This is a genomic window from Pseudomonas sp. UMAB-08, from assembly GCF_900095225.1.
Lineage (GTDB): Bacteria > Pseudomonadota > Gammaproteobacteria > Pseudomonadales > Pseudomonadaceae > Aquipseudomonas.
Map to the genome: position 1 here is coordinate 181,333 of NZ_LT607414.1, position 25,204 is coordinate 206,536.

General features: G+C 55.1%; 26 protein-coding genes and 5 pseudogenes. 7 read left to right on the forward strand and 24 right to left on the reverse strand.

From position 1 onward, the window contains the following. Position 1 precedes the first annotated feature (1 nt). The 3 genes from K0F75_RS00790 to K0F75_RS00800 all read right to left on the reverse strand — a co-directional run bounded on the left by K0F75_RS00790 (position 2) and on the right by K0F75_RS00800 (position 1,057). Entirely contained in the window at positions 2–349 is a 348-nt protein-coding gene (locus K0F75_RS00790) for a hypothetical protein (protein ID WP_219059869.1), read from the reverse strand. A 112-nt stretch (positions 350–461) separates the two neighbouring features. Then, the gene (locus K0F75_RS00795) at positions 462–620 is read right to left on the reverse strand and encodes a hypothetical protein (protein ID WP_219059870.1); all 159 of its coding nucleotides are present in this window, start codon (positions 618–620) and stop codon (positions 462–464) included. A gap of 17 nt (positions 621–637) precedes the next feature. Further along, complete coding sequence (locus K0F75_RS00800; RefSeq protein ID WP_257604214.1) at positions 638–1,057, reverse strand: hypothetical protein; 420 nt, start codon at positions 1,055–1,057, stop codon at positions 638–640. Positions 1,058–1,120: 63 nt separating this feature from the next. On the opposite strand from K0F75_RS00800, the gene K0F75_RS00805 reads away from it, so the two are divergent. Then, entirely contained in the window at positions 1,121–1,501 is a 381-nt protein-coding gene (locus tag K0F75_RS00805; protein WP_257604215.1) for a MerR family transcriptional regulator, read from the forward strand. 172 nt (positions 1,502–1,673) lie between these two features. Here the strand turns inward: K0F75_RS00805 and K0F75_RS00810 are convergent, their stop codons facing one another. From K0F75_RS00810 to K0F75_RS00860, 13 genes and pseudogenes are all read right to left on the reverse strand, one after another. After that, positions 1,674–1,904, reverse strand: a complete 231-nt coding sequence (locus tag K0F75_RS00810; protein ID WP_219059871.1) for a LysR substrate-binding domain-containing protein — start codon at positions 1,902–1,904, stop codon at positions 1,674–1,676. A 104-nt stretch (positions 1,905–2,008) separates the two neighbouring features. Further along, the gene (locus K0F75_RS00815) at positions 2,009–2,704 is read right to left on the reverse strand and encodes a tRNA (adenine(22)-N(1))-methyltransferase TrmK (RefSeq protein ID WP_306823014.1); all 696 of its coding nucleotides are present in this window, start codon (positions 2,702–2,704) and stop codon (positions 2,009–2,011) included. A gap of 111 nt (positions 2,705–2,815) precedes the next feature. Continuing rightward, positions 2,816–3,493 carry a methyl-accepting chemotaxis protein gene (locus K0F75_RS26120; RefSeq protein WP_374028589.1) on the reverse strand — a complete coding sequence of 226 codons (678 nt, stop codon included), beginning with the start codon at positions 3,491–3,493 and terminating at the stop codon, positions 2,816–2,818. Positions 3,494–3,688: 195 nt separating this feature from the next. Next, positions 3,689–4,843 (reverse strand): annotated as a pseudogene (locus K0F75_RS26125) (FIST signal transduction protein); the annotation flags it as partial. A 172-nt stretch (positions 4,844–5,015) separates the two neighbouring features. Next, a complete protein-coding gene (locus tag K0F75_RS00825) occupies positions 5,016–5,522 on the reverse strand; it encodes a penicillin-binding transpeptidase domain-containing protein (RefSeq protein ID WP_219059874.1) in 507 nt (168 codons plus the stop codon). A gap of 40 nt (positions 5,523–5,562) precedes the next feature. Further along, positions 5,563–6,650, reverse strand: a pseudogene (locus K0F75_RS00830) (IS3 family transposase). Positions 6,651–6,705: 55 nt separating this feature from the next. Continuing rightward, entirely contained in the window at positions 6,706–7,011 is a 306-nt protein-coding gene (locus K0F75_RS00835; protein ID WP_219059875.1) for a hypothetical protein, read from the reverse strand. Positions 7,012–7,015: 4 nt separating this feature from the next. Beyond that, positions 7,016–7,774: a hypothetical protein gene (locus K0F75_RS00840; protein WP_219059876.1), complete on the reverse strand. Its 759-nt coding sequence runs from the start codon at positions 7,772–7,774 to the stop codon at positions 7,016–7,018. Positions 7,775–8,197: 423 nt separating this feature from the next. Continuing rightward, positions 8,198–8,845: a hypothetical protein gene (locus K0F75_RS00845; RefSeq protein ID WP_219059877.1), complete on the reverse strand. Its 648-nt coding sequence runs from the start codon at positions 8,843–8,845 to the stop codon at positions 8,198–8,200. Positions 8,846–9,065: 220 nt separating this feature from the next. After that, entirely contained in the window at positions 9,066–9,989 is a 924-nt protein-coding gene (locus K0F75_RS25505) for an HlyD family type I secretion periplasmic adaptor subunit (RefSeq protein WP_257604216.1), read from the reverse strand. Then, positions 9,914–10,489: a biotin/lipoyl-binding protein gene (locus K0F75_RS25510; protein ID WP_257604217.1), complete on the reverse strand. Its 576-nt coding sequence runs from the start codon at positions 10,487–10,489 to the stop codon at positions 9,914–9,916. Before K0F75_RS25510 ends, K0F75_RS25505 begins: the two co-directional genes overlap by 76 nt. Next, positions 10,476–11,216: pseudogene (locus tag K0F75_RS00855) on the reverse strand (ATP-binding cassette domain-containing protein); the annotation flags it as partial. The pseudogene K0F75_RS00855 and the gene K0F75_RS25510, both read right to left, overlap by 14 nt. Position 11,217: 1 nt before the next feature. Further along, a pseudogene (locus K0F75_RS00860) lies at positions 11,218–11,754 on the reverse strand (TolC family protein); the annotation flags it as partial. A gap of 464 nt (positions 11,755–12,218) precedes the next feature. Between K0F75_RS00860 and K0F75_RS00865 the strand changes: the two are divergent. Beyond that, positions 12,219–12,882, forward strand: a pseudogene (locus K0F75_RS00865) (IS5 family transposase); the annotation flags it as partial. 179 nt (positions 12,883–13,061) lie between these two features. Further along, positions 13,062–13,424, forward strand: coding sequence for a DUF167 family protein (locus K0F75_RS00870; RefSeq protein ID WP_219059879.1), 363 nt, complete (start codon positions 13,062–13,064; stop codon positions 13,422–13,424). Positions 13,425–13,534: 110 nt separating this feature from the next. On the opposite strand, the gene K0F75_RS00875 is transcribed toward K0F75_RS00870, so the two are convergent. The 3 genes from K0F75_RS00875 to K0F75_RS00885 form a co-directional block, all read right to left on the reverse strand. After that, a complete protein-coding gene (locus K0F75_RS00875) occupies positions 13,535–14,410 on the reverse strand; it encodes a DNA/RNA non-specific endonuclease (RefSeq protein WP_219059880.1) in 876 nt (291 codons plus the stop codon). A gap of 148 nt (positions 14,411–14,558) precedes the next feature. Beyond that, a complete protein-coding gene (locus K0F75_RS00880) occupies positions 14,559–14,993 on the reverse strand; it encodes a GNAT family N-acetyltransferase (protein WP_219059881.1) in 435 nt (144 codons plus the stop codon). 149 nt (positions 14,994–15,142) lie between these two features. Next, a complete protein-coding gene (locus K0F75_RS00885) occupies positions 15,143–15,712 on the reverse strand; it encodes a nucleotidyltransferase family protein (protein WP_219059882.1) in 570 nt (189 codons plus the stop codon). A gap of 546 nt (positions 15,713–16,258) precedes the next feature. Between K0F75_RS00885 and K0F75_RS26025 the strand changes: the two genes are divergently transcribed. Then, positions 16,259–16,471 carry a DUF1059 domain-containing protein gene (locus tag K0F75_RS26025; protein WP_219060327.1) on the forward strand — a complete coding sequence of 71 codons (213 nt, stop codon included), beginning with the start codon at positions 16,259–16,261 and terminating at the stop codon, positions 16,469–16,471. Positions 16,472–16,529: 58 nt separating this feature from the next. Here the strand turns inward: K0F75_RS26025 and K0F75_RS00895 are convergent, their stop codons facing one another. From K0F75_RS00895 to glnT, 5 genes are all read right to left on the reverse strand, one after another. Next, positions 16,530–17,861: an ammonium transporter gene (locus K0F75_RS00895; RefSeq protein ID WP_219059883.1), complete on the reverse strand. Its 1,332-nt coding sequence runs from the start codon at positions 17,859–17,861 to the stop codon at positions 16,530–16,532. Between the two features lie 146 nt (positions 17,862–18,007). Next, a complete protein-coding gene (locus K0F75_RS00900; RefSeq protein ID WP_219059884.1) occupies positions 18,008–19,330 on the reverse strand; it encodes an FMN-binding glutamate synthase family protein in 1,323 nt (440 codons plus the stop codon). Between the two features lie 22 nt (positions 19,331–19,352). After that, entirely contained in the window at positions 19,353–20,036 is a 684-nt protein-coding gene (locus tag K0F75_RS00905) for a protein glxC (protein WP_219059885.1), read from the reverse strand. Positions 20,037–20,046: 10 nt separating this feature from the next. Continuing rightward, positions 20,047–20,952 carry a glutamine amidotransferase family protein gene (locus K0F75_RS00910; RefSeq protein ID WP_219059886.1) on the reverse strand — a complete coding sequence of 302 codons (906 nt, stop codon included), beginning with the start codon at positions 20,950–20,952 and terminating at the stop codon, positions 20,047–20,049. Between the two features lie 93 nt (positions 20,953–21,045). Further along, complete coding sequence (gene glnT, locus K0F75_RS00915) at positions 21,046–22,380, reverse strand: type III glutamate--ammonia ligase (RefSeq protein WP_219059887.1); 1,335 nt, start codon at positions 22,378–22,380, stop codon at positions 21,046–21,048. 378 nt (positions 22,381–22,758) lie between these two features. On the opposite strand from glnT, the gene K0F75_RS00920 reads away from it, so the two are divergent. The 3 genes from K0F75_RS00920 to K0F75_RS00930 all read left to right on the forward strand — a co-directional run bounded on the left by K0F75_RS00920 (position 22,759) and on the right by K0F75_RS00930 (position 24,994). Further along, positions 22,759–23,352, forward strand: a complete 594-nt coding sequence (locus K0F75_RS00920; RefSeq protein ID WP_219060328.1) for a helix-turn-helix domain-containing protein — start codon at positions 22,759–22,761, stop codon at positions 23,350–23,352. Between the two features lie 104 nt (positions 23,353–23,456). Then, entirely contained in the window at positions 23,457–23,780 is a 324-nt protein-coding gene (locus K0F75_RS00925; protein WP_219059888.1) for a transcriptional regulator, read from the forward strand. Further along, positions 23,780–24,994, forward strand: a complete 1,215-nt coding sequence (locus K0F75_RS00930) for a type II toxin-antitoxin system HipA family toxin (protein WP_219059889.1) — start codon at positions 23,780–23,782, stop codon at positions 24,992–24,994. Before K0F75_RS00925 ends, K0F75_RS00930 begins: the two co-directional genes overlap by 1 nt. The last annotated feature ends 210 nt before the right edge of the window (positions 24,995–25,204 follow it).

Below are 25,204 nucleotides of genomic sequence, written 5' to 3' on the forward strand. Positions count from 1 at the left end.
ATTAGAAGGGAAACGGCAGTGGGGAGACCACGGCATTCAGGTGGCTCAGGAAGAGAAACCCGGAAACCAGTACCGCATTGATCGACCAGGCCACCGTTAGAAAGCGAGCAATCTGACCGTATAGGGGTTCACCGACATTATCCGCATTGCGCCATACGGCATTGAGCACGCACGCGGTATAAACCACAAAACTTAGCAGCATGAGGCCAAACAGAGGGATGGTTACCTGATTGAAAGCCATCAGGATCAGGCCAAACAGTACATTGCTGAGGACTACGCCGTAGAGCCAGAAGACCACCCACAACGGGGTGCTGCCCTGCGAGTTCAACCACCGCTGAAGCTTGCTCATCACGTCTCCCTGGGCCGCCAATGGCCCGCGTAAACCTGGAAGCCTGTACGCCTGGACCCAGGCACCGGTTGATGCCGACCTGCCCTGCCGGGCGTCGCGCCTATTTTTTAGTCTAGCGTGCTTTTTCCGCCTTGCCCGTGGCCGAGTACGGGCAGGTCGACACGTCGGCCCGGGCATCGCTGCCTTGCGTCGAGGGTTCGCTGGAGCGGACGCGGAACAGCACGTCGCAGGCTACTTGCCAGACGATGGCCAGAACGCCAACGATGAACACCACGCCGCCAACGGAGATTACCCGACGGCCGCTTCTTTATCGATCACCGGCATGCTTTGGGCGATTGCGAAGACCACCTCCAGAAAAGTAAACCCAAGAATCAGGAAGCTTGCGCCATTGGCAACAGCGTAGAGCTGCCACGAAGCAAACAAGCCTCTAGCCAGCGCATCATAAAGTCCAACAGCGCGACTAGGGTGTCTGAGCCGCCACAGCGACCAGACCACCACCACGCTGCCCAGCAAGTTGGCGAAAAGCATTTGGGTTACGTCCAGCGCAGGGACCGGGCGGGCTAGCCCCAAGGCCTTTGATAAAACTGCAAATCCACTCAGACAAAGCGACGCAGTCCAAGGCGTCATGAAGCCCGCCGTCGCCACTAGGTCGTACCAGGCGCTGGCGCAAACGATTTTCAGGTTTTGATTTGCGTTGATCATGTTCATCCCTCACAGTTTGGGCCCTGAGGCTAAAGCCTGGTGTTAGGTCCAGAGTCAATGCGAGAAACCATGAGTATGAGAATCGGAGATGTCGCAAAGCGCACGGGCGTTTCCGTAGACGCTTTGCGGTTTTATGAAGAGAGAGGCCTGATCAAGCCTCAGCGGACCGCCAATGGCTACCGGCTCTACCCGCAGGAAACATTGCAACTGCTGGGGTACATCAAACTGGCGCAACAGTTAGGTTTTTCCTTAACAGAAATCGGTGAGAACCTGCCATTGCTGTGGAGTACCGAAGGTGAGTCCAGCGATCATCTGGCAGAGTTGTTCGCACAAAAGATCGCTTTGCTGGACGAGCGTATGGCTCAGATGCAGGCACTGCGAAATGTGCTTGCTGAGCGAGCACAGCAAGTGTGTCCGCTGTTGGATCGCGCCATCAGTACGGCGTCGTGATCGGCAGCCAACGCCCCATTGCCGACCCTCGGTGCGATGAGTTTGATGCCGGCACGCGGACATTCATATCCGATGCGCGAATGCACAATCGGGTCTTGGCGCTACGAGACAGTCGCCTCACTGCAAATTCAGATCAAGCCGCCACCTTCGGCCTTCCACAGCCCGATACCATTCACCGGTTTTCTGGAGGCCGCAACGCCTCCACGACCAACATCAATGCCGGCGAGGCACGTCGACTGGCGTAGTAGGCGTGGTAGCCGGTAAACGTTGTCGCCCACTCGTCGAGCACCGACAACAGCCTACCCTCCGCAACGTGTTCCTCGACAGCGCCGAGGGGCAGCCAGGCCAGGCCGTTCCCGGACAGTGATCGCGTCCGATGTTGCGACTGACCCGCCATTTGCATCGAATGAGACCCACAAGTTTCGAGGCAATGACCGGCCAAAAGCTGTCATTCAGATGTGTCTGAGAATTTGAGGGCGATTCATATTGACCCTCGCTTCGTCATGCTCAAGCCAGCAGCTCGGTGATCCACCGGGCCTGCCGGGCGATGTCTTGCACCTTCTCCTCGGGCACGGCCTGCCGCGCACGGGCGAAGTTGGTCAGGGTCTGCTGTTTCTGACGCAGCATGCGCTGCCACTTGACCAGGAACGCCGGGCTGCGGGCCTGCATCTGTAGCGGGCCGAAGTACAGCTCCTCGGCGGTGTACATCACCGGCCCGGCGCACTCGGCGACGATGATCTCGTAGTCGAAACGGTTTTCCCGCAGCACTTCCTCGCAGAGGATGCGGTAGCCATTTTCCATCAACCATTGGCGCAGTGGCTGCTCGCCGCCGTTGGGCTGTAGGATCAAGCGCTCCTGGCCGCTCAGGCGCGCCTTGCCGCTGTCGAGGATGTCGCGGATCGTCTCGCCGCCCATGCCACAAATGCTGATCGCCGTGATCCCGTCTCCCGGCTCGATCGCCGCCAGGCCATTGGCCAGGCGCACGGTGATCCGCTGGTCCAGGCCGTTCTCGCGCACGGTGCGTTCGGCCGAGCGAAACGGCGTCAGTGCCACCTCACCGGCCACCGCCGCCGTGATGGCTCCACGGCGCATCAACACCACCGGCAAGTAGCCGTGATCCGAGCCGATATCGGCCAGGCGCGCACCTGCTGGCATATGCGCCGCCACGCGTTCAAGGCGCATGGACAATGTCTGTTCGTTCAACTGCAGTTCCTTTTCACCACGAATGTCCGGCACCTTTGGCAATAGTGCTAGCGGCCCATAATGCTTGGTGAGGGAGGCAGGGTAAAGCGCCGGTCCACTGTGATCGGCCTCTTAAACCGTGGAGTGGGTCAACCCGGTCAAGGTATCAGCGATGGTCTTTGTGCGTTGCGCCGTGCCTTCAGTCGTGCGGCTTGAGTCTTCCAAGGCATCGAGCATCTCGCGCAGGGCGTCCACGGCCACGGACTGGTCTTCGATCTGTTGCGCGACGTGCTGGATCTCGCCTGACAGCAGGTCAATATCGACGCCAATTTCAGCGGCATTCTTGCGGGTAATTTCCGCCAGCTTACGCACTTCGTCCGCCACCACCGCAAACCCTCTGCCCATTTCGCCGGCCCGCGCCGCTTCGATGGCGGCGTTGAGTGCGAGCAGGTTAGTCTGCCCGGCGATTTGCTGAATCACTTGCACGATCGACTGGATACGCAAACTTGAGCCGGCCAGCGCGCGGGCGCCTACCACCGCTTCACCCGCTTGCGTGGTAAGGCGCTCAACGGTAGTCCCGGCTTGCGCCGCGACGGTGTTTTGCCGGTCTATGGTGCCCGCCAACTCGTCCATCGACAAGTGCAGCTCGCCCGAGTAATGCTTGATTTGCGTGGCCATCTGCTCTTGCTGTTGGCTGGCCTGGGCCAATACCTGGCCCAGGTCCGCCAGGCCGTCGAACACTGGCAAAATCGTGCTATCCAGTCCGCGGGTATCCAAGGCGCTGCTGAAGTCATGGTTCTTGAACGCCATGATCTGCTTGACCACTAAATTGTTCAGACCCGCTAGTTTCTTGACCTGACGGCGCAGGAAAAATGCCTTGAATTCGCCGTAGTGGGCGATGAAATTGTCGACGAATTCATCGGTAAAACTGGCGCCCTTGGCGACTCGAAAGAAGAAAATCGCCGTCAGCGTTTGGTTAAGGTTCAAGCCCAGAATTTCACCGAAAGTCGAGAAACCGGCCAAGGGCACATTACCGAAAATACCGGCCATACTGCCCAGCTCGCTGCTGTTGTTAAGCCGGCGCAGGATGCAGTCGTTAAGAATGGCCGCAACCGGCTGGCCACCTTTACCTCTGAGGAATTGCTCGTAGTCGGTACGGGTGGCATCGCGAAGGGGCGTACGCTTTACCATCACCATTTCTTCGCCGGGCGCGACGTCGCAATACAGCTGGACAATCTGCTGTTGATAGTCGATGCGGGCAATAGAGCGCACGAACAGTTCATCGCCCACACGGATGGCGAATGAATAATCGGCCAGCTTTTTTTCCAGTGCCTGAGCGCTGCACTCGAATGCGTCGCACAGTGCCTGCACCATGCTCTTGATGTTGCCGCGGCTGTCGATAACCTGGTCTATGGTGCGGTCTTCAACCGAAGCGGTCAGCACGCTGAAACTCAGCCCGGCAGGTTGGAAGTTCTGGCTTTTGAATACCCCGAAGCGTACATCCGCGGCGGTCTTCAAGAAGACAATTTGCGCGTGGTTCTGATAACTGCGCTGGCCATCGCTGATCAGGGTCTTTTTAAAATCAAGCTTGCCACCTGCAGAGCCGCCGACGAACAGGCAAGGGAAGCGCCCAGACTCGTAAAGCGCTTCCATAAAGAACGATTCGGATGCCGAAAGGCCATCGAACACCACATACGCCAAGGTGTCGCGGTGGTCAATGGCCGTCCGCACCTGCGCCTGCTTGATGTTACCTACCAGTTTGGCGATCCGTTCGCGCATCGCCAGGCGTTTGCCGCCGCTGCGAATGTCTTCACACTCCAGCCGCACCATGACCACCTCGGCCGACACAATCACACTGGCGTCAAACAGTTGCAACACCACCCGGTCCCAACTGTCACCGGTCGCGCAGTACAGTGTGTTCGCGCCGTTGCACAACTCCCCCGATGTAGTGCACAGGCTGATAGCACTGTGCGCAAAGCGCCGTTTGACCTTGGCGGCGATCTGGTCGATGTCCAGGTAAGGGGAAACAAATCCGGTGACCAGCACCGGGTCTATGCGCAGGCCAGCCAGGGCTTGGTCAAGTTCGCCAGCGGTGCAAGTCACGCTCACAGCGCCTTGGGCGTTGGCTCGGGCCTTGTTGAAGAGGGTCAGTGGGTTCATGGCTGGGCTCTTATTAGTGGGTGGCGTGACGTATAGGTGGCATACGTACGTGGCCTTCCTCTATATCGGCCATGGCTGAGCGGGCTAAAGCGTGGATGTTAGATTTTGTTACGCGGGGACGCACATGGCTCCGTTCAGGCTCTATATGGAAACTGGCTGCGCTTCAGTCATCTCATTTCACTAGCGAGTTCGATAGCTGAGGCCATTGCTCCATCAACGCATCTCGTACTCGTAGTCCTGCGGGAACAGGTTGCACGCGATCGTCTTGAACTAGACAGGCGAAAACCAGCGAGTGCTCATCCTTTGTCGCCCAGCCAACAAACCAGCCGTATCCGTGGGCTTCATCGCTGCTTCCGTCCTCCATTTGAGGGAAGGCCGTGCCTGTTTTGCCGTGAACATCCCAACCGTCGGGTCGCTGGGCGATTTGCAAAATCCGACTCGTCATATCAAAGGCATGAGGACTCACGGGCAATTGGCGATTCACCAGCCTCTTCAAAAAAATTATTTGCTCGTGAGGGGAAATCTTCAAAGAGGAACTGATACAGGCACGATCAAGGCCATTGTTTTTTTCGGGATCACCTCGATGGTATGGCAAAGTCGGAAAATGTTCGTCTTGCAAAAAAGCCGCGTCGAAGCCCATCAGGCTTATCGCGATTTTGAATGTTGAGGCGGGAGTCACGGGTAATCCCCCCATTCCTAATACTCACCAGAAATAGAGGTCAGGCCACCAGGGCCAACTTCTGTTTTGGGGTAATGCCGCCGAGGGCCATATTCGGGCGCTCGTGATTGTATGTCCAGATCCAGTTCGTACCGTAGTCCTGAACTTCAGCTATCGACTCAAACAGGTAATGTCCCAGCCAGTCATAGCGCACAGTACGGTTATAGCGCTCAACATAGGCACTCTGCTGCGGATTGCCCGGCTGAATAAAGTCAAGTCGGATGCCCCGCTTCTTGGCCAACTCAGCGAGCTTGGTGCTGATGAATTCTGGACCATTATCGCTGCGGATCGCCTGCGGCTTTCCACGCCATTCAATAACCTGATCCAGTGCACGCACCACACGCTCAGCCGGTAGCGACACATCAATCTCCATGCCCAGGGCTTCGCGGTTGAAGTCGTCAATCAGATTAAAAATCCGAAAACTACGCCCATCAGCTAACTGATCGTGCATAAAATCCATCGACCAGCACTGGTTGGTGGCCTCAGCAACAGCCCGCGGCTCAGGCTTCTCGCACACGATGCGCTTACGCGGCTTGATCCGCAGATTCAGCTCCAGTTCGCGGTAAATCCGTTACACCCGCTTGTGGTTCCACCGATAGCCCTTCACGTTGCGCGGGTACAGAAAGCACAAGCCAAATCCCCAGTTCCGCTGGTTGTACGTGAGTTGGACCAGTTTATTGGCGATCTCGGCGTTTTCAGGCGCCAAACGCGGCTGATAGCGATAGCACGTGAGGCTAACCCTGAAAGCTAGGCACGCCAACTTGATGCTGCGCCGACCTGAGCGAACCATTTCCTGCGCCCTCTCTCGTCGCCGCGATGGCTTCACCACTTTTTTGCCATGGCTTCCTGGATAATTTCGGCTTTAAGACGTTCTTCGGCGTATATTTTTTTTAGTCGACGATTCTCGTCCTCCAACTCGCGCAGCCGAGTCAGCAACGATGCATCCATACCGCCGAACTTGGTACGCCACTTGTAGAACGTAGCCGAACTGATGCAATGCTCGCGGCACAGCTCCGACGCTGGGGTTCCAGCCTCAGTTTGCTTGAGGATAGCCATGATTTGACTGTCCGAAAAACGCGATGTCTTCACGCAAAATTTCCTTGATCCGATTAGGAGAAAATTCTACTTCCGACGAGTACTTTTTTCAGGGGGGATTACCGCCTATACCGCTGTTAACCATATAGGCGCCAACCAACCAGATAGCAATATCGCGCACATTTGCATCAGATCGATGTAGCAATGCAAACATTTCTGTAGCCGCGCCGGCACCTATCAACGGATCATTGCTCTTCAAGTCCGCAAGCAACTCAGTCGCTTCAGGATCGATAAAACTTAAGATCATCGCGTAAGTGAAAGCGTAGGCTCCGATTACGTCAACTGCTTGCTCTGAAGCCCTTTTCGCTTCGGCGGCCAGCTCATTAATTTGATTTTCAGTGAGTTCTTTATTCATACTCTCACTCCTTTGCTTGAGTAAGGGCATTAACTATAAATCGCTGTATTTTTAACCAATTTGAACGTTGCGATAGCGGATAGCTGTACTTAACTAGCATATCTGGCTCAAGGGAAAATGCCGCACTACATGTTTTATTCACACTGTCGCAGTCGATCAGAATCGGAGTACCATCAGGGTTTTTAATGGCATTATTGAGAGGAATGCTTGTCACTCCGTTGCGATACGTATAGTTTAGGAGTCCAAGTTTTTCATCCGCGCCCTCGACCTTATTAAATATGCGCAGTTTATTTAAGTTTCCCGGCTTATTTCCCGGCGAACAACTAATATCAAGATAAAATATAGCTGACTCACTGGAGCCGGAGTTAAATACATTTGGATAATGGCGTGCCAGTTCCTCTACGCTATATCTGGCGCCGGCCCAAATCCCTTCTACATACTCGGGGTTTTCGTTTTTGCGAGGCTCGGCTAAATACTTATTTCTAAGATAAAAAACATCATCCACTCCAAAAGTAAATTCACTAGCGCCTATCCATACGGTAGTTTTTTTAGTTTCCACTTTTACGCTCTGATCAGCTGGTATCCCATATTTTTTTTCAGACGCCTGATTCGCCAGAGCCATACAGAAATTTTGGTGCGTTCCACGAACATAAGCAGGATCCACTTGCTTTTGATGGCAGGCCGAAACTAACAAATGCACTAACAGAAACATAATTGCTTTGAATGGGCGCGTATTCTGGACTGTCCAAGTTGCCTGACCCATTTCAACCTCTCTTCAAAATAGTTAACGCGGTGGTGTCGCGGCTTTCGCTTCGGCGCTTGAACCGCGCCAAATCTGATAGAAATTAAAAAGACTAACAGCTTGATTTAGCGCTATGCCTGATAAACCTATTGCGGCAGCATCCTCATAAAAGTCTTTTTTATCCTCGGATCCCCGTATAGCAAAAATCGTCTCGCCAGTATTTTTATCCCTGTATATAGCAGCAGCAAATCCTACGGAGTCGTTTGAGAGAGGATATAACGTTTGGTATCTGGTCGTAAAATCAATAGCCTGCTATTGAGAGAACCCTCTTTCTCTCATCAGGGCTGAAATAATATCTTGGTCGTCACTGTATTGTGATGGCAAGTCAGCATACGTAGCATCTGCTAACTGAGCATAATCACTTAGTTGGGAAATTGTCATCATCTAGTCCTTTTGCGATGGATCGGGCTGAATCGTTTGAAGTATTAGTTGTGTTGGATCTGGGTAAGACGGGCACATATACAGCCATTGATTTTTATCCAGATCAGAGCCGCCGGCTAGGATTCTAAGACTTTTAAAAACGCGCCCACCATAAAAATATAATGTCCGGTCCGTCGCCAACTGCACTCCTGCGCTATTCTCAATTACAGTCTCAGCGGTATAGTAACCCTTGTGTGTAGAATTTCTATCTACCACTCGATAGTCACTAGCAATTCCACTGGTTGTCGACTTACTAACTCCATTACCTGAGATGAAGTATGAAACAATGCTGTTTTTACCGTCTATAATCCTCTTGGTTTCTACGCGAGAGTAACCCTTTCCAAGCATTTCTTGCATAAAGCTATCGGTTGTTCCTTCAATATAAAATCCTGGAGCTACAACCTTTTTATAAATTTGCACTCCCCCGTCAGAACTGCAAATTCTTCGCCAGTGTTCCTCGGCAATTTTATCAGGAATAATTACGCAAGAAATTAGCGCAATTAACACTATCCAAGCAAGCGACCACAGCTTGGTCATCCTATATAAGACATAGCTAAAAACCATTGATCCGATGATGGCTGAAAATTGATAACAGAAAAGGATGAATATCATAAGGATAGCTCAATAGCAATGATGCTAGTCATGCTTAAAATTCCCTTTTAATGGGTGCAGATTGGATATATTCGCAGATTTTTGGCAGAGTTGTAGCTGCCTCGCGGAGCTTGTTCCCGAAAAATAACTGTATAATATGCATACATTCCTTGATTATCTTAAGCATCAAACCTACCAACCAAACTTTACCTATGATCGGCAATATCGAATACGCTACTTCTCATCTTTCGCCTAGACTTTCACTGAGATGCTGCTCCAGCGGACTGAGAAAATAATCAATAACTCGCCTTTTATCTGTTTTAACTTCAACGGTCACAGCCATACCAGGACTGAGTACCATATTTTGGTCACCCCCAGATAAGTGATTGTCGACCAGTCTGATTTTTGTACTATATATCAGACCTTTTTTTTCATCTTCAATAGCATCATCAGAAACACTTATCACTTCGCCCCTAGCAGTTCCGTACTTAGTGAACGTAAACATCTCGACTTTGACCGTGACTTTCTGATATGGATGAACAAACCCCACGTCCTTGTTTTCCAGCATGGCCTCCACCTCGACAGGCTGGTTCTCTGGCACCAATGTAAGGAGGGGCTGCGCTGCAGTGACCACTCCCCCAATAGTATGGACGTTCAGTTGCTGAACCGTTCCTTTGACGGGCGCTCTCAGAATAGTCAACTGGTCTTGGTATTGAGCCTTGGCCAGATCTTGAGCAAGCGAATTAACCTTCTGCTCCGACTGTTGTAGCAAATCAAGCATGGCTCTCCTGGTCTGCGCAACGATACCGTCGTATCGGCGTTCGGCTTCCTGCCGAGATGCTGAAGACTGCATGAGGCTTGCTTCCTGCACGCTCAGTTGCCGCTCTATCTCCAGACGGGCCTGTTCCTTCTCCAAGTAGGCATGTCGCGCGATGTATTGCTTCTCAAGCAGGTGCTGGTAGTCAACTGCCAGCTTGGTGGCGATAGGAAGGCTCTTCTGCAACCCGGCTACCTGCGCGCGCGCTGACTGGATATCCGCCTGGCGTTGCTGTACTTCAGCTGCTGCGGTATCGAGGCTGCTACGGTATTCTAGGTACTGACCTTGGACCCATCGTTCGGCGGCCAGTACTTGTGAGGGATCGGCGCCGATGATCCTGTTGACCAATGATTTCGGGGGGGGGGGGTCGAACTGATGGCATCCAGCATTGCTGTTGATCGAGCCTTGTCAACTCGTGCAGCTACCAGATTGCTGGTTACCCGCCCAACATCAGCTTCTGCGGCTGTCGAATCGAGTTCGAGAAGCACGTCGCCCGCGTTGACCAGTTGGCCATCGACCACATGTATTGCCTTGATTACAGCTGTTTCGCTCGACTGAATGACCTTGCTCTTGCCGCTGGGTATGATTTTCCCGCTAGCCTTCGCAACAATGTCGATTTTGCCCACGCACGCCCATACCAGCGTTACGGCGGCGAAAAGGACGATGCCCCACAGCATCGCGCGGGGTGCTGGATGGGTCGGCTTTTCCTGTAGCTCCAAGGCTGCCGGCAGGAACTGAAGTTCATGGGCTATCCGATGCGGCGACTGCATGGAGTGCCGATGCTTCCAGGACTGCTTCCAGGCGCGCTTATAACGATGGACGAGGCCATTTTGCTCAGGCTTGGACATGACTACCTCCTTGTTGCAAACGGTGCAGCCTTGAGTAATGGCCAGCTTGGTGAGTCAACAGTTCTGCGTGACTCCCTTGCTCCACAATCTGGCCTCGATCCACGACGATGATGCGATTTGCGTCCCTCACCGCCCAAAGCCGGTGGGCAATGATGATCACAGTGCGTCCTTTGCAGATCGACTTCATGCTCTGCTGAACGACGCGCTCCGATTCATAATCCAGGGCGCTGGTAGCTTCATCGAAGATCAGTACTCGCGGATTACCCATCAGTGCCCGGGCGATCGCAACGCGCTGTCGCTGTCCACCTGATAGTGAAGCACCGTGTTCACCAACGACAGAGTCGTACGCCTCGGGCAGTTCCATGATGAAGTCGTGCGCACCGGCCAAAGTGGCGACACGGATGACAGCCTCAAGCGGCGCACCCGGGTCCACCAAGGCAATGTTTTCTCGAATGCTGCGGTTGAATAGCATGTTGTCCTGAAGCACTACACCGATCTGACGCCGTAGCGAAGAGACGTCGGCGAGCGCCAGGTCCATGCCATCGACCAACACGCGCCCCCGCTCGGGGACGTACATCCTCTGTAGCAGCCTTGTCAAAGTGCTCTTGCCCGACCCCGAACGGCTGACTACTCCGATAACCTCACCGGCTTCAATGGTGAGGTTAATACCCCGTAGGATTTCAGACCCATCAGGCCGATACCGGAAATGCACCTGGTCAAACTCCAGCCAACTTGCCTTGAGCCTGGTCTCGTTGGCGAAGCAAGGCTGCCTCTTCGGCTTTGGCGGCCGCTAGTGAATCTAGCGCGCGCAAAGTCTCGAAATAGGCCTGTGCGGAGGTCAAAATCAAAGTTTGTTCTTTGGCAGCGAGTTCTAGTTCAGCCTGGTCAACGGATGACTGGGCTGTCTTGAGTTGATACCAACGGTCTGCATGGAACAGCGGTTGGCTTAAATTGGCTTGAAAAGTGTTGCCGCTGCGGTCACGAGTGAGGGCAGGACGATCACGATCAAGGCGCGTCATTTCCGTCTTGGTCCCAGCACTGATGTTAGGCAGGAGTCCCGACACCGCTTGGGGGACGGCTTCTACCTGACCTTCGAAAGCGTGCCGAGCGGCAGAAATCAGGGGATCGTTCTGCAGAGCTGCCTGATAGACGCCTAAGAGATCAGCCCTATGGGCACTCTCACTCGTGACTACGGCAGTTGCCAGCCCGGGTATCAATGCCGTGGTGACAGTGATGATTAAACGGATATAGATCTGACTTAGCATTTCCAGTCCCTTGAAACGGCCCTAGTACGGCGCTTTGCGCCGGTGACGATATATCCTTCCATTAGTTTTCGGCGTTCAGGATCCAAACTTAAACTTTTTTTGAGTGTAAGCGGCAACACTGAAGCCAACTTTTTCAACACAATCGGCCATTCCCGGTCAGTCGTGACAGGTACAAGCTCGCCCGCGCACCTCGCTGCGGCTCCAGATCTTTGCGCTGAGTGGGGGGGGGCCGAGCATATCGGATTAACATCCCTACTTCTCAATGCCGCATCTATCGCATTTCATGTCGCATGCTCATTGAGCACCTGCGACAGAATCACGCGACATCGTAATGCCTTTACCGCTAAGGAAACTCTGAAAAAGACTTCAAAATCTGGTGAAATACGCCTGCCCCACGAACTGAACGGTTGAGCCCCGATGAAGCCAATGTCCTTCGCTGATGCCGAATGCACTGGCAAACGTAAGCAGACCCAGCGATGGAAAAGTCCCTCTACGAAACCACGACTGTGCGCCAGTTTGCCGGGCTGCATTTGGATCGAATTCCGGATGAAACGACAATCCTCAACTTCCGTCGGCTGTTGGAAAAACATGAGCTGGCCGGTTGGATTTTGCAGGTTATCAACGGCTATCTGGGCGACCGAGGTTTGCTGCTACGTCAGGGTACTGTGGTCGATGCGACGATCATTCATGCGCCCAGTTCGACCAAGAACAAAGACGGTAAACGTGACCCTGAAATGCACCAGACAACGAAAGGAAATCAGTACTATTTCGGGATGAAATCGCACATCGGTGTCGATGCTGAATCCGGTTTGGTGCATAGCGTAGTAGGTACGGCGGCGAATGTGGCGGACGTGACTCAGGTCGATCGCAGCGCAACCCAGCAGCTATAAGAGGCATGCAAAAAAGAGCCTGATCGGTCGCGTGCGCCGCAAAATCGAATACGTGAAAGCTCAAGTACGGGCCAAGGTTGAGCATCCATTCCGGGTGATCAAGCGCCAGTTTGGTTATACGAAAGTCCGCTTCCGGGGCTTGGTTAAAAACACCGCGCAGCAGACCATACTGTTTGCCTTGTCGAACCTGTGGATGATGCGAAAAAGGCTGTTTAATGCAGACGAGGTGCGCCTGTGATGTGGACAATGAGTCCTGAAAAAGGGCTATTCAGCAAAAAAACAGCGAACTGAGAGGAGGAAAGGTCTGATTTTCGATTAAATCACCGTTTTTTGAACCTCAAACAACGAGGCCGTAAGAAACGGCTGCTTACTTCAGACCTTCCTTAGGCATTTTTATTCAAACCACGCAGGATCCATGTGAAGAAAGCAAAAGCGATTACCAAAAAGAAATCATCCGGCCGTGGCGTTGAGATGTCCTCGTTTTGTGGGTGGGATGGAGAGGTTCTAGTTCTGAACATACTTGGAACTCCGAGCGCCAAAAAGGATGCCATCGGCAAGGCGAAAGGAAGTCAACTCAAGATTAGCGTCACCGCCGCCCCCGTAGCAGGCAGGGCGACTGACCACATGGTTAAGTTTCTCGCCCGAGAGTTTGACGTCTCGGTTTCTGACATCACGGTTGTGTTCGGTCGTTTTAATTTGAACAAGCAGATGCGTATAAGGGCGCCCGGAAGCTTGCCTGCCGTAGTGGCCAAGGCCCTGTCAGAAGCAGAAAAAACCTGATCACTCGCTACAGGCGCGGCGCCCCTAATGAATCGCCCTGCTGTCATGGACTGTTCCAGTGTCTGCTCACCGACAAGACCGAAACCATCAGGAATGTGGACTCTCGAAGATCAAGAGCGAACCACCGAACCAGAGACCGGTAGATTTTCCAACAGGTCGAGCCCCGTAGTCTTCACGAATGTCTCATAGTCCATCGGCCTCTCGATGCGGGTTTCCGCGTTGGGTAGCACATAGGCCCAGGCCCGCTTGGACGAAGCGTCGTAGACCAGTTTGAACAGGCGGGTAGGTACCCAGACCTTGTTGTCGCCAATGGTGGTATGGCCAGTGTCAAAGAGCGGTCCGGTAAAGACGAAGACATTGCCATCGGCTCGCTTCGCGAACTTTCTGACATCAGACTCGACCTTGCTCCAGATCTTCCGGTTATTGGTGGGGTCTTGCGGCACCATGTTCGAAAGCGCAAAGGACTGGGCCATTGCATTCGGATTCGGTGCATCTGCTGCCGGAGACTGGTGGCCACGATCCACTGCCGGATGTTGGCCACGGTAGTCGCTCAACTCTGCCCGCCCGCTCTTGGGAATACGTGGGTCCGGATAGAACTGATTGGTTCGTTCCTCACCTTTGGCATCATTTAGCTGGGCTGAATTAAGGCGTTCAACCACAACCATAGGAGTCTTGCTGGTTTGCGAGTACAGCACCGCAAAGTTATCGGAACACAGGGCCAAGGGTTTCATTGTTGCGGGCACAATAGCCATGCTGATCGGCTTGGCTGCCGGGAACAGGTCGGCACACCCATCAAACGATGCCTGCTTCTCTTTGCTTGAATAGAGGTCAATCGCCACGCTCTGGCTGATTGAGCCAGAGCGGTGCCCTTGCTCTTGATGCTGGCTGGGTGGGTTGATGAAGTCCAGCAGGCTGCGAGCTTCTGCCGCACCCGTCGAGAACAAAACAAGGGCTGACAGCCCCACTGCAATTTTGCGTAGGTTCATGCTTAACATCTTCGAATTGGATTGAGGAGGATACTTACGACAAAGCCCCGAGTCACGGGGCTTGAGGGGAAGCGGTTCTGATTATGCTGCGGCGAGCATGTTTTCAATATCCTTGATCACACCACCGATGCTGGTTCGGTCTACTCGGTCATGCGTTCTCATTATCCGATCGGGTAAACGAATACCGATCAATATCGGACCTGAGCTGCCAACCTTGGCTGTGCCAATAGTCAGCAGCTGTCGTATTTGTCTTGAACACGTCGAGATGACATTTAAGTATTCCGTGTTTCTCAAGACTCGAAAGACAGCGCTCTACCAACGCATTTGCTATGCCTTGACGCCGATACTGAGGAAGGACAACCAAATGCTGCAAATACCCTCTGCGGCCGTCGTGTCCAGACATGATGCAGCCGCAGAGAACGGTTCCGTCTTCAGCAACGAAACTCATCCCGGGATTTCGTTCTAAATAACTTGAGGTCGATTCACGAGAGTCCGCAGCACGGAAGGAGACGCCGGGAGTGCGCTTCATGAGGTCGATGACGGCATCGTAATCGTCCATAGTCATGACACGGATATTGATCATTGGGTTGAGCCTGGCTTTGTTAATTTCCGGGCTCGGCAGACTAGCAGAAACAGCTCAGACGTTTTCCAAACGAGCACTCTCCAAAAATACATCTAAAGGCACAGCGCTGAAATCGCAGCGCCCGAGGGCCCGCGTCAATGTTGCTACCTTTATGAAAGGTCGGTTCCTGAAATCCTGAGCCAAGGCCAGCGAGTCTGATAACTTTTCGCCTTCTGCTCGAACAAGTCCGGCTGGTGATTTTTTGGATTGATACGAAGAACCCCTTGCTCGACGTCGGCCAGGCCGTAGGGCGCATAGACTTCACCCGTTTCAGCATCCAGCCCAATACACGTACCCGCAATCAGGTAACGATCAATGCCGTCTTTGACCGACTGAAGCTGAGGGTAAGACCTGCCAAACCGTTGACCGTACCAAAGGTGGACGCGCGCCTGATTCTTGAGATCAACGTTAACGTCAAGGTCTTGGAAGAGACGCTGAGCGGAGTCGATGACCGCATTCTCGGCCTCCCAGGACAGATCATTGTCGAAGTAAAAAACGTCGTAATCCTTAACCCCCCACGCTGAAGGCCGGTGTGACTGATGATTCCAGACGGCCTGGAACAGGCAGCCCGCAGTGAGCATGCATTGACTCAAACCGAGTGAAGGCAAGCGTGAGGTAATTTGAGCGTTTATTGGATTGGCCATTGCTATCCTGACCAACCTTTCGACAGTCAATGTCATATTCATCCTTTGGGAGAGTCCTCCACGGTCCCGTCATAGGCCGAGATATCGCCGCAGCCTTGGGATAGTAGTTTTCCATCTTGCCTGCCTTCCCCCCGAGCAAAATCGTTCTAAAAAATCCGGCCAGCGTTGAGGACTTTTTGCTATTCTGAAGTTGTAGGTGAAGACGCAGACTGATGCGCAAAAGGATAGCAAGGAAACGTGGGGCGCGTTCCGAAGGGTACACGGTTAGAAAGATCTCCGCGCTGAGATCCAGCCCTTATGCCGTGCGAAGCAGGAAGGCACAAAACTTTTCTGTGAGAGTCCTGATAAACCTTGTAAGCCGGAGACCAGCGCCGGCCACCTACTTGATTTTCAAAGCCCGCCATGTGCGGGCTTTTTCGTAGTGCGCCAAGCGATTCTCGGGGAGTTTTTATGCCCATCGAGGCCTTGCGCAAGATGATTACGCTTGATGCCACGCGTAGTTGTATTGCATGTATTCCGCGCAATGTGTCGAGCGGTCGTTCACGCAGGCTTCATGGCCTGCCTTCTTATGAGGAGAACATCATGGCCCGCAAATACATCGATTGCCGCGAATTCCCGAGCGAAATCAACTGCTCGGTCGCGCTGTCCGCAGACTCTGAAAAAGAATTGCTTGAGGCGGCTGCACAGCATGCGGTCACTGTTCACAAACATACTGATTCACCGGAGTTACGCGCACAACTGAAAGGGCTGTTTCACGACGGCACACCGCCTGTTGAATCACCACGTCACGCGTAGCCTTTGGCACCTTGTCAAAACGCCCCACTCCGTGAGGCGTTTCGACTACCGCTATCAATTAAACGTTATACGCCCGCTCATCATGCTCCGCGAGGTCAAGGCCCATCGCTTCGTTCTCTTCGCTGGCACGCAGGCCGATGGTCCATTCCAGTACTTTGAGGATGATCATGCTCACGACAAAGCAATAGACGAAGGTGAAGCTGACCCCCTTCAACTGGGTCAGCACTTGAGCGCCGATTTCCAGGTTCTCGACATAACCACCCAACGAAGGCGACGCGAAAACCCCGGTCAGGAGTGCGCCGACGATCCCGCCGATGCCGTGCAGACTGAACACGTCCAGTGTGTCGTCGTAGCCCAGTTTCTGCTTGAGCTGGCTGACGGCGAAGAAACACACCGCGCCGGTAATCAAACCTATTGCGATGGCGCCCGCCGGACCGACGTAGGCACAGGCCGGGGTGATGCCGACAAGACCGGCCAAGGCACCGGACGCTGCGCCCAGGGCACTGGGACGGCCATGAATCAGGGTTTCGGTGAGCATCCAGCCGACGACACCCGCGCACGCGGCGACTTGGGTGGTGAGCATAATGATGCCAGCACCCGTATTCACCGCAGCACCCGAGCCAATGTTGAAGCCGAACCAGCCGACCCACAGCAAACCGGCACCCATCAGGGTGAAGCCCAGGTTATGCGGGGGCATGGCGAGGTTCGGGTAGCCTTTACGCTTGCCCAGTACCAGGCACGCCGCCAGTGCCGCAACGCCCGCATTGATATGCACCGCGGTGCCGCCGGCGAAATCCAGCACACCCCAGTTGACCAACAGCCCCCCTGGCCCGCCCCAGATCATGTGTGCGATAGGCGCATAGACGAAGGTAAACCACAGCGCCATAAACGCCACTGCCGCGCTGAATTTCATGCGTTCGGCGAAACCACCGGCAATCAGCGCCGGAGTGATGATCGCAAAGGACATCTGGAACACGCTGTAGACACCTTCGGGAATGTTGCCCACCAGGCTGTCATGGGTCATGTCGAGCATGAACAGTTTGCTCAATCCTCCGATGAAACTGTGCAGATTGACTTCGCCAGCGACCATGCCCGTGGCATCAACCACGATGCTGTAGCCGTAGACCACCCACAGCACGCCGATCACTCCAGCGACCGCGAACAACTGGGTGAACATCGAGAGAAAGTTCTTGGCCCGGACCATGCCGCCATAAAACAACGCCAGGCCCGGAACACACATCAACAACACGAACATCGTCGCGGTCATCATCCAGGCGGTGGTGCCGGTGTCCAGCGTAACGTCGGCTGCCGAGGCCAATGGCGACAGGCTCAATGCGAGCAGCGCCACGGTCGTCCTTGAAAGAGGTCGTGTAAGCGAGTCAGAAATCATAGTCAGCAAGCTCCATAAACAGGGAAGTCGACACAAGGGACTGGCAGAAAGAGGGAGCGCGAGGTCCTGCAGGCTCGCGGTGCATACGGATCTGTGCCCGTTGGCAGCTAGAGAAAACGCCGCCCATCAGGGCGGCGTCGGGTGGATCAGTATTGCTGGCCTGGTATCCACGAGGTCCCGGCCAACGGCACGCGGGCCATCGCGGCGGCTTCGACGGTCAAGGCCACCAGATCCTCGGGGTCGAGGTTGTGCAGGTGTGACTTGCCGCAGGCACGGGCCATGGTCTGTGCTTCGAGGACCAACACCCGCAGGTAGTTAGCCAAGTGACGACCACCCTCCACAGGATCCAGACGCTTCGACAGCTCAGGGTCCTGAGTGGTGATGCCCGCCGGATCACGACCGTTCTGCCAGTCGTCATAGAACCCCGCCGCCGAACCGAGCTTGCGCAATTCCTCATCCAGTCGCGGATGGTTGTCTCCCAGTGCAATCAACGCCGCAGTACCAATGGCCACCGCATCAGCGCCAAGCGCCATGGCTTTTGCCACGTCGGCACCGTTACGGATACCGCCAGAGACGATCAGTTGCACCTTGCGATGCATGCCCATTTCCTGCAACGCCTGAACCGCTTGCGGGATAGCCGGTAGAATCGGGATGCCGACGTGTTCGATGAACACTTCCTGAGTCGCTGCGGTACCGCCTTGCATGCCGTCGAGCACGATCACGTCGGCACCGGCTTTAACCGCGAGTTTGACGTCGTAGTACGGACGGCTGGCGCCGATTTTGACGTAGATCGGTTTTTCCCAATCGGTAATTTCACGAATCTCTGCGATTTTGATCGCCAGATCGTCCGGGCCGGTCCAGTCCGGGTGACGGCAGGCGCTGCGCTGGTCGACACCGATAGGCAATGTGCGCATACCGGCGACACGTTCGGTGACTTTCATCCCCAGCAACATACCGCCACCGCCTGGCTTGGCGCCCTGCCCCAGGACGATTTCGATGGCGTCGGCCTTGCGCAGGTCATCGGGGTTCATGCCGTAACGCGATGGCAGGTACTGATAGACCAGATGCTCGGATTGACCGCGCTCTTCTGGGGTCATGCCGCCGTCACCCGTGGTGGTGCTGGTCCCGGCGATGGTCGCGCCACGGCCCAGGGCTTCTTTGGCGTTGGCCGACAGTGCACCGAAGCTCATGCCCGCGATGGTTACCGGGATTTTCAAGTGCAGCGGTTTCTTGGCGAAGCGGTTGCCGAGGATTACGTCAGTGCCGCACTTTTCGCGATAGCCTTCCAGCGGGTAACGGGAAACACTGGCGCCCAGCAGCAGCAAGTCATCGAAATGCGGCAGCTTGCGCTTGGTGCCGCCCCCGCGAATGTCGTAGATGCCGGTTTCGGCGGCACGCTGGATTTCCTGAATGGTCAGACGGTCGAAGGTCGCGGATTCGCGCAGGACCGGAGTGGGTTTGTCGCTCATGGTGTACTCCTTGATACGCGAATTAATACGCGGATGCGTTATCGACTTTGAAGTTGTAAAGCTGACGGGCTGAGCCGTAGCGCTTGAAATCGGCTGCCTTGTGGTCGAAACCGGCGCGATTGAGCAGCTCCTGCAGTTCGTCCAGGTGCTCAGTGCGCATCTCTTTCTCGATACAGTCCGAGCCTAGGGATTCCACTTTCCCCTTCACGTAGATGTGGGTTTCGTACAGCGAATCACCCAAGGCATCGCCTGCATCGCCGCACACCACCAAGCGTCCGGCCTGGCCCATGAAGCAGCTCATGTGGCCAATGCTGCCGCCGACCACAATGTCGATGCCTTTCATGGAGATGCCACAACGGGCACCGGCGTCGCCTTCGATCACCAGCAAGCCGCCATGAGCGGTGGCGCCAGCAGCCTGGGAGGCACTGCCCTTGACCCGTACCGAACCGGACATCATGTTTTCCGCCACGCCAGTGCCGACGTTGCCGTGCACGGTGATGTGGGCCTTCTTGTTCATGCCTGCGCAGTAGTAACCGGCGTGGCCTTGAATATCGATGAACAACTCTTGATCGACACCGACCGCGAGGTTGTGTTTACCATCGGAATGGGTCACGACCCACTCCGCATCGGTCAATTGTTTGGCCTGATCGTGCAGCCCCTGATTGAGCTCGCGTACTTCACTGACAGATAGATCGATAGCTTTCATACGGTGCTCCTCAGGCGCTTTGGCGTTCCCAGATGTACATGGTTGAAGGTGCTGGTTCCCAGACCTTGGCGTTCTCAATGCCCGGCAGGCTGGACAGCGCCTGGTATTCCGAAGCCATGGCGACGTAGTCATCGGTCTCGGCCAAAATCGCGGGCTTGCACGCGATCGGATCACGAATCACCGCGAAACCATTGCGAGTGCCGATGGCAAAGGTGAAAAAGCCGTCGAGGTTTTCCAGGGAGTTGTCCAAGGCTTGCTTGAGCGAGTCGCCCTGTTGCAGGCGCCAGGCCAGGTAACCGGCAGCGACTTCAGTGTCGTTTTCGGTCTGGAACACGATCCCTTCACGCTTGAGCTCTTGGCGCAGACGGAAGTGGTTGGACAATGAGCCGTTGTGCACCAGGCACAGGTCAGCGCCGGTCGAAAACGGGTGACTGCCTTCCATGGTCACAGCACTTTCGGTGGCCATGCGGGTGTGGCCAATGATGTGGCTGCCTTTCATGCCTTTAAGGTTGAAGCGCTCGGAGATCTCTTTCGGCAAGCCCATGCCCTTGAGGATCTCGATGCTCTGCCCGGCGCTCATGATGCGCACGGTCGGTGCCAGCTCGGCCAACGCGTTGCGGGCCGACGCTTCGTCCGTCTTGATTTTCAACACCACGGCGGTAGCGTTCTGGAACCACTCCAGGGAGCAACCCAAGCGCCCTTCCAGTTCGCCCATCAGGGTCTTCCAGTCCTGGTTCTCTGTGGTCGCCTGCAATGTCAGCTTGATCCAGCCATCCGCCACTTCATCGCCATAGATGGCAAAGCCGGCGCTGTCCGGGCCACGGTCGGTCATCGACAGCAGCATGGGTTCGAAGAGCTTGCCGAGCTGGGACTCCAGCGCCGGGTTCTTCAAGTACAGACCTACGATTCCGCACATACACTTTCTCCTGCTTGGCAGCCGGTGCCTGATTCAAAGGCCCCGGGTTGATTCAAATCGAGTGGTTGAAAACGTGTTTTTACCGAAAGCCGCTTAGAAAAATTCGGTATAGCGCTTGATCTCCCAATCGGAGACGTGACGGCTGTACTCGACCCATTCCATGCGCTTGAGCTCGATGAACTCGTTAATGATTTCCGAGCCCATCGTTTCGCGGAACAGCGGATCAGCCTCCAGCGCGTCACAGGCTTCCTTGAGGCTTTGCGGCAAAGTGGCGATGCCCCGACCGGCAATTTCTTCCAGGCTCAGCGAGTACAGGTTTTCATTGCACGGCTCACCCGCATCCAGCTTGCGGTCGATGCCGTCCAGGCCGGCGGCGATAATCGCGGCGCTGACCAGATAGGGGTTGCAGCCCGCGTCCGGCAGGCGGAATTCAAGGCGACCATAAGGCACCCGAACCATGGCCGAGCGGTTGTTAGAGCCGTAGGCAACGAACGCTGGAGCCCAGGTCGAGCCTGACAGCGAGCGGCCGACCACAAGGCGTTTGTATGAATTGACGGTGGGTGCGGCGAAGGCACACAACGCTGGGCCGTGAGCCAGAAGACCCGCCGCAAAGTGGTAGGCCATTTTCGACAGGCCCATGCCGCGCGAGTCGCTGGCGTCATGGAACAGGTTCTTGTTCACCGCGTCGGCGATGGACAAGTGGAAGTGCATGCCGTTGCCCGCACGTTTCGGATCAGGCTTGGGCATGAACGAGCAGATCATCCCCAAATCGTTGGCCACTTCGCCGGCAGCCATGCGGAAGAAGGTGAAACGATCCGCCGAGGTCAGCGCGTCGCTGTAGGTGTAGTTGATTTCAAACTGACCATTGGCGTCTTCGTGATCGATTTGATAGATGTCGAAATCGACTTTTTGAAGCGCTTCGGTGAGGTTTTCCAGAAACTGCCGCGAACGCGACAGACCCTTGTAGTCGTAGCAGGGTTTGTCCAGGTTATCGCTGGCATCAACGCTGCATAGCTTGCCCTCGGCATCGCGACGGAACAGGCTGAACTCAGGTTCCAGGCCCGTGTTGAGGGTCCAGCCGCGTGCATTCAGGCGTTCTACCTGGCGCATTAACACGTAACGCGAATCGTAAGGGTGCGGCTCGTTATTGACGTGGCCGACGCAGACAATGCGTCCGTAACCTGGCTGCCATGGCACGGCAGTCAAGGTGCTCAGGTCGCCCTTGGCCATGAAGTCCGGGCCATGGGGCTCCATGCCCATGCCACAAATGGCGAAGCCTGCAAAGCCGGCGCCGCTGTCGATGACAGTTTGCAGTCCGGAGACGGGTACCGATTTGGTTTTGGCCGAACCGTGGATATCCACGAACTGAGCCAGCACATATTTGATTTTGTGCTCATCGATAATTCGTTGTGTTTCTGGTGGCAACATCACTTGGACTCCTCGAGCAAGGCAAAACAGCGGGATCTGCATCTAGGGTCGGCGCCAGTCGTTAATGATTGCCCAGTGCTAGAATTCGTCTGGACATGACCTGAAGTCGACCCATGTATTCTCAACAAGAAAGTTACTTTCCTAAAGAGAATGCAATTGCCTTGCCAAAATGGTTACCCACGAAGAGATCCTGGTTGTCTTTAATCCTGCAATGCAGGCTTTTCAAGGCTTGGCCGGGGAAATGAGTGTCGCGTGGAGAAAACTTCAGACATGCTGGCAGCGCTCTCGCTGTAAATCGGCGGACAGCAACAAGGGTGCATCGCACATTCATAGTGCGAATTTTATATTCATGACCGGAAATGAAGCATGAGCAAAGTGATTTCCACCGAGGCCGAGCCACGCTTGAGGCTCGAGCAGTACCTGGGCATGCAAATCAAGCGACAGCGTCAATTGCAAGAGCTGAAGATTGCTGATGTCGCGCAACTGGCAGGCATCAGCCAAGGCATGCTCAGCAAGATCGAAAATGCCCAGGTCTCCACCAGCCTCGATACCTTGAGCCGCCTGTGCGATGCCCTCGGCATGCCGATGTCGAAACTGTTCAGTCAGTACGATCAACAAGGCAGTGGCGCCCTGCTGGTGCGCAAAGGCGAAGGGATGCAGGTGGTGCGCCGTGGTACAGAGAAAGGCCACACCTATCACCTGCTCAACCACACCCGCGGCCCGAAGAAGACGTTCGAGGCTTACATGGTCACCATGGACGATGCCAGCGAAGAGTTTCCGACCTTCTCCCATCCCGGCACCGAGTTTCTGCACCTGTTGAAAGGTGAGATCGTCTACCGCCATGGCGACCAGCTCTATCATATGAAACCCGGCGACAGCCTGACCTTTGATGGTGATGTTCCGCATGGCCCGGAGCAGTTGGTGAAAGTCCCGATTCATCTGTTGTCGATCATGAACTACGGCGACGACTGACCGCCTGGCGTTCGGGTATCCAGCAAGCGTCCCTGCCTCTTTCGCAATGATTAGGCGTGCTATAGTGCTGCTTATCTACATTTAGCAATGCTAAAAGGCGGCTTATGAAAAGCTTTTTTCCACTGGAATGCGCCGACAACCTATATAGAATAGGGCTTCTGGTAAAAAGCAGGCGTCTGCAGTCCAGACTTCGACAGAAAGATCTGGCCCTGTCCCTTTCAATTTCCGAGCAGACGGTACGTAAAATCGAGGGCGGCGACCCCCTCGTGGAATTACGCTCGTTCATGATGGTGCTTTGGCAGTTGGGCCTCACACAGGAAGTATTTCGCAGCCTCGACGGCATCGAGTCCTCCTCGCAGCTGCAAGCCAATGATCCCCATACACCGCATCGGGTTCGCCTGGCCAAACCACAGAGTGATGATTTTTGATGTCCAGGGCCTACGTCTACATGGAGCATCCTGAAACCGCCAAGGTGGTCTCTCTGGGTCGACTGGTCGTCGTCAACGGAGTCGGCGAGTTCACTTACGATCCAGAGTACGTCGCCACCCGTGGCTGGGTGCCCGACCCGGTTCGCTATCCGCTGCGCAGCGAAACGTTCGGCCCGATAACCAAAAACAAGGGAATACCCGGCTTCATCAACGACGCGATGCCCGATGGCTGGGGGGAGCGGGTCTTGCAAGAAATCCATCGACACCCACTGGGGCCTATCGATTATCTGTTGAAATCCCCGAACAATGATCGCGCGGGCAACCTTATGGCAGGCCAGACGCGCCATCCGCCAGCTGGTATCGGGCAAGATCCGTTACCGTCGCTCAAAGGCCTCACACCCTTCATCCAGGCCACCGAAGCCATATTCGATAACCAACTGGATGAAGAGGCGATCCAGACCCTCAAGCTACGCAGGCAAAGGTCTTCTCTGGGTGGCGCCCGTCCCAAGCGTACCCTGCAAGACCACGGCGTGCTGATTCTGGTCAAACCCCGTGACCGCTATGATCAGTGCGATATTCCGGCACTGGAACATGCCTGCATGACGTTCGCGGCCGGGAAAGGTTTGAATGTCGCCCGTACCGCGCTGCATGCCGAACAGCCCTCGACCTTGCTGGTAGAGCGCTTCGACCGCATGCCGCCTGCTGACATGAGCGTTCGTATACCGATGCTCAGCGCACTCACGCTGCTCGACGCCGAATGGCACACCAACGACCGCAGCGCCTGGGTCTATGCCTCCGTCGCCAACGAGATGAGTCGACGTGGCGTACCGGTGCAAGACCTCCAGGAGTTGTTTAAGCGAATGTGCTTCAACGCCTTGGTGGGTAACGACGACGATCACCCCAAGAACCACGCCATCCTCTGGCTTAAGGGAGGCTGGCGACTGGCACCCATGTACGATGTCGTGCCGTGCCTCGAAGGGTCTTCTCCGCCCAATCTCGCGATGGCCGTGGGCCGCGAGGGTCGGGTGATCAGTCGCGCCAACTTGTTGAGCCATTGCGCACACTTTGCGCTGACGCCGGGCAAGGCCGCCGCGACATTGGATGAAGTGATCGGCTGGGAACCCGACCTGCGGGCGCACTATGAGCGCACCCTCAACGGGATCGAGTTGAAGCTCGGCCTCGCAGCAATCGGATCGGCGCGCATGAAAGCGTAGGCCGTTGCCTGCCCCAACAAGTCAGTAACCGAACATCCCTCTGTGCATCCCTTGATGCCGTGTACCTGATACGCCGCATTCGCAAAAATGACTGTGCGTCCCCGCGACTCTCCACCCTCCCCCGCAAAAAAAAACCAAACAATGCTGGACGCCGATTTTTAATTCACCTATAAAAAGCGCCACAGGAATATTTTATTCACATGAGGAATT

What these genes read in the sequence shown, in the direction of transcription:
- K0F75_RS00790 (WP_219059869.1), bottom strand. Translation starts at nt 349, where the DNA reads ATGAGCAAGCTTCAGCGGTGGTTGAACTCGCAGGGCAGCACCCCGTTG.
- K0F75_RS00800 (WP_257604214.1), bottom strand. Translation starts at nt 1,057, where the DNA reads ATGAACATGATCAACGCAAATCAAAACCTGAAAATCGTTTGCGCCAGC.
- K0F75_RS00805 (WP_257604215.1), top strand. Translation starts at nt 1,121, where the DNA reads ATGAGTATGAGAATCGGAGATGTCGCAAAGCGCACGGGCGTTTCCGTA.
- K0F75_RS00810 (WP_219059871.1), bottom strand. Translation starts at nt 1,904, where the DNA reads ATGCAAATGGCGGGTCAGTCGCAACATCGGACGCGATCACTGTCCGGG.
- K0F75_RS26120 (WP_374028589.1), bottom strand. Translation starts at nt 3,493, where the DNA reads ATGGCGTTCAAGAACCATGACTTCAGCAGCGCCTTGGATACCCGCGGA.
- K0F75_RS00835 (WP_219059875.1), bottom strand. Translation starts at nt 7,011, where the DNA reads ATGAATAAAGAACTCACTGAAAATCAAATTAATGAGCTGGCCGCCGAA.
- K0F75_RS00840 (WP_219059876.1), bottom strand. Translation starts at nt 7,774, where the DNA reads ATGGGTCAGGCAACTTGGACAGTCCAGAATACGCGCCCATTCAAAGCA.
- K0F75_RS00845 (WP_219059877.1), bottom strand. Translation starts at nt 8,845, where the DNA reads ATGATATTCATCCTTTTCTGTTATCAATTTTCAGCCATCATCGGATCA.
- K0F75_RS25510 (WP_257604217.1), bottom strand. Translation starts at nt 10,489, where the DNA reads ATGTCCAAGCCTGAGCAAAATGGCCTCGTCCATCGTTATAAGCGCGCC.
- K0F75_RS00875 (WP_219059880.1), bottom strand. Translation starts at nt 14,410, where the DNA reads ATGAACCTACGCAAAATTGCAGTGGGGCTGTCAGCCCTTGTTTTGTTC.
- K0F75_RS00880 (WP_219059881.1), bottom strand. Translation starts at nt 14,993, where the DNA reads ATGATCAATATCCGTGTCATGACTATGGACGATTACGATGCCGTCATC.
- K0F75_RS00885 (WP_219059882.1), bottom strand. Translation starts at nt 15,712, where the DNA reads ATGACATTGACTGTCGAAAGGTTGGTCAGGATAGCAATGGCCAATCCA.
- K0F75_RS26025 (WP_219060327.1), top strand. Translation starts at nt 16,259, where the DNA reads ATGGCCCGCAAATACATCGATTGCCGCGAATTCCCGAGCGAAATCAAC.
- K0F75_RS00895 (WP_219059883.1), bottom strand. Translation starts at nt 17,861, where the DNA reads ATGATTTCTGACTCGCTTACACGACCTCTTTCAAGGACGACCGTGGCG.
- K0F75_RS00900 (WP_219059884.1), bottom strand. Translation starts at nt 19,330, where the DNA reads ATGAGCGACAAACCCACTCCGGTCCTGCGCGAATCCGCGACCTTCGAC.
- K0F75_RS00905 (WP_219059885.1), bottom strand. Translation starts at nt 20,036, where the DNA reads ATGAAAGCTATCGATCTATCTGTCAGTGAAGTACGCGAGCTCAATCAG.
- K0F75_RS00910 (WP_219059886.1), bottom strand. Translation starts at nt 20,952, where the DNA reads ATGTGCGGAATCGTAGGTCTGTACTTGAAGAACCCGGCGCTGGAGTCC.
- glnT (WP_219059887.1), bottom strand. Translation starts at nt 22,380, where the DNA reads ATGTTGCCACCAGAAACACAACGAATTATCGATGAGCACAAAATCAAA.
- K0F75_RS00925 (WP_219059888.1), top strand. Translation starts at nt 23,457, where the DNA reads ATGAAAAGCTTTTTTCCACTGGAATGCGCCGACAACCTATATAGAATA.
- K0F75_RS00930 (WP_219059889.1), top strand. Translation starts at nt 23,780, where the DNA reads ATGTCCAGGGCCTACGTCTACATGGAGCATCCTGAAACCGCCAAGGTG.